The organism is Tannerella sp. (assembly GCF_030528505.1).
GTDB lineage: Bacteria > Bacteroidota > Bacteroidia > Bacteroidales > Tannerellaceae > Tannerella.
In genome coordinates, this window is the sequence record NZ_JAUMYS010000019.1 from 38,174 (window position 1) to 44,583 (window position 6,410).

Annotated in this window: 6 protein-coding genes; all 6 read left to right on the plus strand. The window is 46.6% G+C overall.

Translation table 11 applies throughout. From position 1 onward, the window contains the following. Window positions 1-212: 212 nt before the first annotated feature. The 6 genes from Q4A89_RS04545 (at window position 213) to Q4A89_RS04570 (ending at window position 6,298) form a co-directional block, all read left to right on the plus strand. The gene (locus Q4A89_RS04545; protein ID WP_124752651.1) at window positions 213-467 is read left to right on the plus strand and encodes a type B 50S ribosomal protein L31; all 255 of its coding nucleotides are present in this window, start codon (window positions 213-215) and stop codon (window positions 465-467) included. 75 nt (window positions 468-542) lie between these two features. Beyond that, window positions 543-1,631 (plus strand): phosphotransferase enzyme family protein, encoded by a 1,089-nt coding sequence (locus Q4A89_RS04550; protein ID WP_303184061.1) that lies wholly within the window; start codon window positions 543-545, stop codon window positions 1,629-1,631. Between the two features lie 295 nt (window positions 1,632-1,926). Further along, window positions 1,927-2,490, plus strand: a complete 564-nt coding sequence (locus Q4A89_RS04555; protein WP_303184062.1) for a nitroreductase family protein — start codon at window positions 1,927-1,929, stop codon at window positions 2,488-2,490. Beyond that, complete coding sequence (locus Q4A89_RS04560) at window positions 2,487-3,251, plus strand: Rossmann-like and DUF2520 domain-containing protein (protein ID WP_303184063.1); 765 nt, start codon at window positions 2,487-2,489, stop codon at window positions 3,249-3,251. The genes Q4A89_RS04555 and Q4A89_RS04560 overlap by 4 nt, the downstream gene beginning before the upstream one ends. 5 nt (window positions 3,252-3,256) lie before the next feature. Further along, window positions 3,257-3,772, plus strand: coding sequence for an HAD family hydrolase (locus Q4A89_RS04565; protein WP_303184067.1), 516 nt, complete (start codon window positions 3,257-3,259; stop codon window positions 3,770-3,772). A 66-nt stretch (window positions 3,773-3,838) separates the two neighbouring features. Next, window positions 3,839-6,298: a TonB-dependent receptor gene (locus Q4A89_RS04570; protein WP_303184064.1), complete on the plus strand. Its 2,460-nt coding sequence runs from the start codon at window positions 3,839-3,841 to the stop codon at window positions 6,296-6,298. The last annotated feature ends 112 nt before the right edge of the window (window positions 6,299-6,410 follow it).

The window sequence follows — 6,410 nt, forward strand, 5'->3', positions numbered from 1 at the left end:
AAAAATCAGCCTCAAAGGTACGAAAAAAATCAGGAACGAATAAATATGGAGCATTTTTTTTCATTGTTTGGCGCATAAATTAGACGGGGCTATGCTATGAATTAGAATTTTACCGCTTTTTTCTTGCTTGTTTAAACAATTATGAATACTTTTGCACCCCGTATTTGGAAAAAGGAAACAAGATCATAATAAATTAAAAAAATAGAAGAACAATGAAAAAGGAACTTCATCCGGAAAATTACCGTCAGGTTGCTTTCAAAGACATGTCGAACGAAGAAGTGTTTATCACGCGTTCTACGATCAACACGAAAGAGACAATCGAGATTGACGGGGTTACCTATCCGCTGGTTAAACTGGAAATTTCCAGCAGTTCGCATCCGTTTTATACGGGTAAGGCCAAGTTGGTCGATACGGCCGGTCGTGTAGACAAGTTTATGAGCCGTTACGGTAACCGAAACAAAAAGTAAGTGTAATACGTACGATCAGAGAGGGCGTTCTATGGAGCGTCCTTTTTTTGGTTTACATCAAATTTTTTCAACACCATGACAAACGAAAAATATCTGCAAATCCTGAGTCGATTTGATATTAAAGAAAAGGTCCTGTCTGTCGAGCCTTTCGGTAACGGACATATTAACGATACGCTGAAAGTAATTACCGAATCCGGTACACCCGGTTATGTTTTACAACGTATCAATCATCATATCTTCACCAATGTGGAGATGCTCCAAAATAATATTCATACGGTTACATCGCATATCCGCGCGAAGTTGCAGGAGCGCGGAGAAGAGGATATCGACCGTAAGGTGCTGACTTTCCTTCCGACCGATGACGGGAAAAGGTATTATTTCGACGGCGAAAGTTATTGGCGCGTTTGTCTGATGATTCCTCGTTGCCAAAGTCTGGAGGAAGTGAATCCTTCTTCTTCTTATGAGGCCGGACGCGCTTTTGGCGATTTCCAATCGATGCTTGCCGATTTACCCGAAGGGGCTTTGGGTGAAACGATTCCGAACTTTCATAATATGGAGTTCCGGTTGCAGCAATTTCACGAGGCAGTTGAGGCAAATGCGGCCGGACGTGTGGATGAGGTGAAAGACCTCATTGACGAAATTGAGAAGCGTGCCAAGGAAATGTGCGTTCAGGAAGAGTTGTATCGTGAAGGCAAACTGAAAAAACGCACGAACCATTGCGATACGAAAGTCAACAATATCTTGTTCGATGAAGAAGGGAAGGTCTTATGTGTGATTGATCTGGATACCGTCATGCCGGGCTTTGTCTTGTCCGACATCGGCGATTTTATCCGTACCGGAGCCAATACCGGATCCGAAGACGATGAGCAACTTGATCGAGTGGGAGTAAATATGGAGATTTTCAAAGCGTACACGCGCGGTTATATGGAAAAGGCAAAATCTTTCCTGACACCGCTCGAAATCAGTCTCCTCCCTTACGGAGGACGTCTGTTGACGTATATGCAGACCGTACGTTTCCTGACCGATTATCTCAATGGCGACACCTATTATAAAACGCATAAGCCGAAGCATAATCTGATTCGTACACGGGCTCAGTTTAAGCTGTTGCAAAGTCTTGAAGCACATGCTGAGGAAATGAATGCGTTTATGAAAGAATGGCTGTAATCAGCCGTAGAACATCATACAGACTCGGCGGTATGTCATAACGGGCGAACTCCTTCGTTGCTTGCGGAATGTGAGCTCGGTCACATACGTTAGTATGCTCCCTCGTTCTCATCCTTAGCGCCTTGCTTTTCGCCCATTCTTACACACCTAAAGAGGGTGTGCCCAAACATTGCGTTTTGACACACCCTCGAAGTTTTTTGTGACGAGATGTTTTTTTCGTCCTGTTCATTTTCTTGAGAAGCTCCATTTCGGAAAAATTCTCTAATTTTGTCCTCACATCATTATAATATATAGTATGGAAGATTTCAATTCTCTGATCACCCGTCGACGCAGCACGCGGAAGTTTACGGACGAACTGATCGCACCGGAAAAGGTGCAGCAACTCTTGAAAGCCGCTTTGATGGCTCCGACATCGAAGAACTCGCATTCGTGGCAGTTTATCACGGTCGAAGATAAGGATATGCTGACGCAGTTGGCGAGGTGCAAAAGCGCCGGGGGCGGTTTTCTCGAAGGATGCGCGTTGGCCGTTGTGGTGTTGGGTGATATGACGATAAGCGATGTGTGGGTCGAAGATGCCTCTATCGCCGCGATATATATGCAGTTGCAGGCCGAGGACTTAGGCCTGGGGAGCTGTTGGTGCCATGTGCGGAACCGTCTGACGGCCGATGAGCGCGACTCGGAGCAATATGTCCGCGATTTGTTGGATATACCGTATCAGATGGGGGTTCTGTGTATCATCGGTTTTGGCCACAAGGATCAGGAACGCAAACCGTTCGATGAATCCCACTTGTTGTGGGAGAAGGTGCATATCGGTAAGTTCGCGTTGCCCGGTACATCGGAGGAAGCGACTCTGGCATGAAGGTCGTCTTTATCGGAGCCGGAAATGTAGCGACTCATCTGTCCGCAGCGATGCGGCAGGCCGGACTATGTATCTGTCAGATTTATAGCCGTACTGAAGCAAATGCACAAAGGCTGGCTGCGGAGCACGCGTGTGCGTGGACAACGGATATCGGCGCACTACGTTCGGATGCCGATTTATATGTCTTTGCTCTGAAAGACGCCGTTTTGCAGACGATTGTGGCACAGGTTTCCCCGAACGAAGGGCTTTGGTTGCATACGGCAGGCAGTGTGCCGATGGATATTTTTGACGGATATGCGCGCCACTATGGCGTGCTTTATCCGTTACAGACTTTCTCAAAAAAACGACCAATCGATTTCCGGAATGTTCCTTGCTTTATCGAAGCTGATTCGCCGCAAAATGAACAGCGTCTGCGAACGCTGGCCGAAAAGATTTCTTCCGATGTGCGGGTGCTCGCTTCCGAGAAACGGCGTTATTTGCATCTTTCCGCAGTTTTTGCCTGTAACTTTACAAATCACATGTATGTCCTTGCCGATCGGATTTTGAATGAGCAGGGGATAGACCCTGCCGTGCTGTTGCCGCTTATTGATGAAACGGCCGCAAAAATACATACCCTTTCTCCTGCTGATGCGCAGACGGGACCGGCCGTGCGATACGATCGCAATGTGATCGAAAAACAATCGGCCATGCTGACCGATCCGGTCGTGCGTGAGCTGTATGAATTAATCAGTAAACATATTCACCAATTATCTCAATCTTGAACATGATGATACCGTATGATTTGACAAAAATAAAAGCTTTTCTGTTCGATGTGGACGGCGTGCTGTCGTCCGACAAAATTCCGTTGACGGATAACGGCGATCCGGCCCGAACCGTTAACATCAAAGACGGCTATGCGTTGCAATTGGCTGTTAAGCATGGTTATCAGGTGGGTATCATCACCGGTGCCTACACGGAAAATGTACGTTTTCGCTTCGAGCGTCTCGGGGTGCAGCATATTTATATGTGTAGCTCTATCAAAATAAAGGATTACGAAGATTTTCTTCAGAAGACCGGTTTGGAAGAAGAAGCGATCGTGTATGCCGGCGACGATATCCCGGACTATGAAGTGATGTGCCGTGTCGGTTTGCCTATTGCGCCGGCTACGGCAGCCCCAGAGATTAAACACATCGCAAAATATATTTCGCCTCTGAACGGTGGTGACGGGATTGCTCGCGAAGTGATTGAGCAGACGATGAAAGCGCAGCAAATGTGGATGACGGATAAAGCATTCGGTTGGTAAAAATTGCCGGCGGAATATACGCTTTGGGCTTTTTTTACGTTCATACTCACGTAAAATAAAGGAAAGATGAGAAATCGTACGTTGGCGTCGCTTCTGTTTTTGTTGATAGCCGTGGGTTTGAATGCTCAGGGCAAAGTGAAAGTTTCGGGAAATGTGCGGGATGCCGAGGGCAACCCGTTGGAGCTCGTAGCTGTACAGGTGAAAAACACACTGACTGGCGCGATGACGGACGAGAAAGGATTTTATTCGTTGTCGGTTTCGCCGGGCGATTCCGTTGTGCTGCTTTTTTCGTGTCTCGGATACAATAAGGCAGAGCGAGTGATTCCGCGTTTGTCGCAAGATATGCGTGTGAACGTACAAATGAATTATACCTCCCTCCAACTGAACGAAGTGTCGGTTACGGCGATTCGCAGGCAGACGACTACGATGGAGACACTCGATGCCGGTCGCTTGAAGATTCTTCCCGATCCGGCGGGCGGGAGTATCGAAAGTCTGATCGTGACGTACGCCGGCGTATCGTCGAGCAATGAACTGAGTACGCAATATTCGGTGCGCGGCGGAAGTTTTGATGAAAATCTCGTTTATGTGAACGGGATGGAGGTCTTTCGTCCTTTGCTGATACGATCCGGTCAGCAGGAAGGATTAAGTTTTGTCAATCCGAGCTTGACTGAAAACGTGCAGTTCTCGGCCGGCGGTTTTGACGCGCGTTATGGAGATAAGATGAGTTCCGTCTTGGATATCTCGTATAAAAAGCCGACAAAACCGGAAGGCTCGGCTTCGGTCGGTGTGCTTGGCGCTTGTAAATTGAACATCAGCAACGCGAGTGCGTATGTGGGCAGTGGAAGTAAGAAATTTACACAGGTTACCGGCATACGTTACAAAATGTCGAGTTCGCTGTTGAGCAATTTAGTTGGCCGTGCCGAGTATGTGCCGCGCTTCGTAGATTTGCAAACCTTCATGACCTATAAACCGGCTCCGAAGTGGGAACTTCATTTTCTGGGAAACCTCTCGTCTAACCATTACAAATATGTCCCGATTGAATTGGAGACCACGTTTGGTACGGTAAAGAATAAGCAAAAGTTTCATGTGTATTTCGATGGAAAAGAACGTGACAAGTTTGAAACGATCTATGGGGCTTTGACGTTGAAGCATCAATTAAGTGCAAAGACGGAACTGGGGTTGCAGGCCTTCGCTTTCCGGAGCAATGAAGAGGAAAGTTACGATTTGACCGGAAATTATCGTCTGGATAAGGCCGCAGAAGAGGATGACGATGAAAAGACCGCTGAAGGAGAACAATCCATTACGCTCGCATCGTATCACGAACACGCACGAAACAGATTACAAGCGACCGTTAGTCATGTCGGACTCTACGGCATCACACAGCTTACGACTCATCAAACATTGAAATGGGGCGTCAACGCGCAGATGGAACGTATTATCGATAAAATCAGCGAATGGGAAAGTCGTGATTCGTCCGGTTATTCGTTACCTCAGACCGGTAAGGAGGTAAATGTGATTGCGAATCTTTTTTCGGACAATAAATTAAGTAGTACGCGTCTCGCGGCCTATGTTCAGGATGTGTTCAAGTTTCGCACCGACCAGGGCTTGTTTACGCTTGTCGGCGGTATACGTGGCAGTTATTGGACCTACAGCAAGGAGTTTCTTTTCAGTCCGCGCGCTTCGTTAGGCTTCATTCCGAATGCCAATCAGGATCTCACGTTTCGTTTTGCGACCGGACTGTATTATCAGTCTCCTTTTTATAAAGAATTGCGCACTGAGGTGAAGGATAAAGATGGAAATACGGTGATCAGGCTTAATGAGCAGTTGAAATCGCAACGGTCGATGCATTTTATTTTGGGAGGCGATTACGGATTTAAGGTCGGCAGTCGGAACTTTAAGTTGACGACGGAGCTGTATTATAAGAACCTAAGCAATATCAATCCTTATACGTTAGATAATGTGAAGATACGATACTATGGAGAGAATTGTGCGAAAGGGTATATTGCCGGCTTGGATATGAAACTTTTCGGCGAGTTTGTACCCGGAACCGATTCTTGGATCAGCTTGTCGTTGATGAAATCACGTCAGACGATTAAACGGAGTGGTCGGGAAACAGTCAGCGTATCAATGCCGAATAGTCCCGCGTATAATATTTCGCTTTATTTTCAGGACTATTTTCCCGGCTACCGCCGGGCCATGCTCAATCTGCGCGGTGTGCTGACCGGGGGATTACCCGTCACGGTACCACGTCGGGGATATGACGGAAGCAATTACAAAACGCCGCCTTATCGTCGCATAGACCTCGGTTTTACGTATCAGCTGGCCGGGGGAGAAGATGCTTTGATGGAACGGGGTTTTTTCCGGAATTTCAAAAGCATTTGGTTAGGGCTTGACGTATTCAATGTATTCGATATTTACAATACGAGTTCTTATTATTGGATAACGGATGTATATAGTCATCAGTATGCGGTGCCGAATTATTTGACCGGTCGCCAGCTGAATTTTCGTCTGACGGTCGATTTTTAATCGAACCGTTGAATGATTGTACTCCTTGTTCCTGTTTTGTTTTTCTCGTGTTTTTGCGCTCTATTTTTCTTTTATATATATTAATGTATATACTGGCTTGTAGCTTTATTTA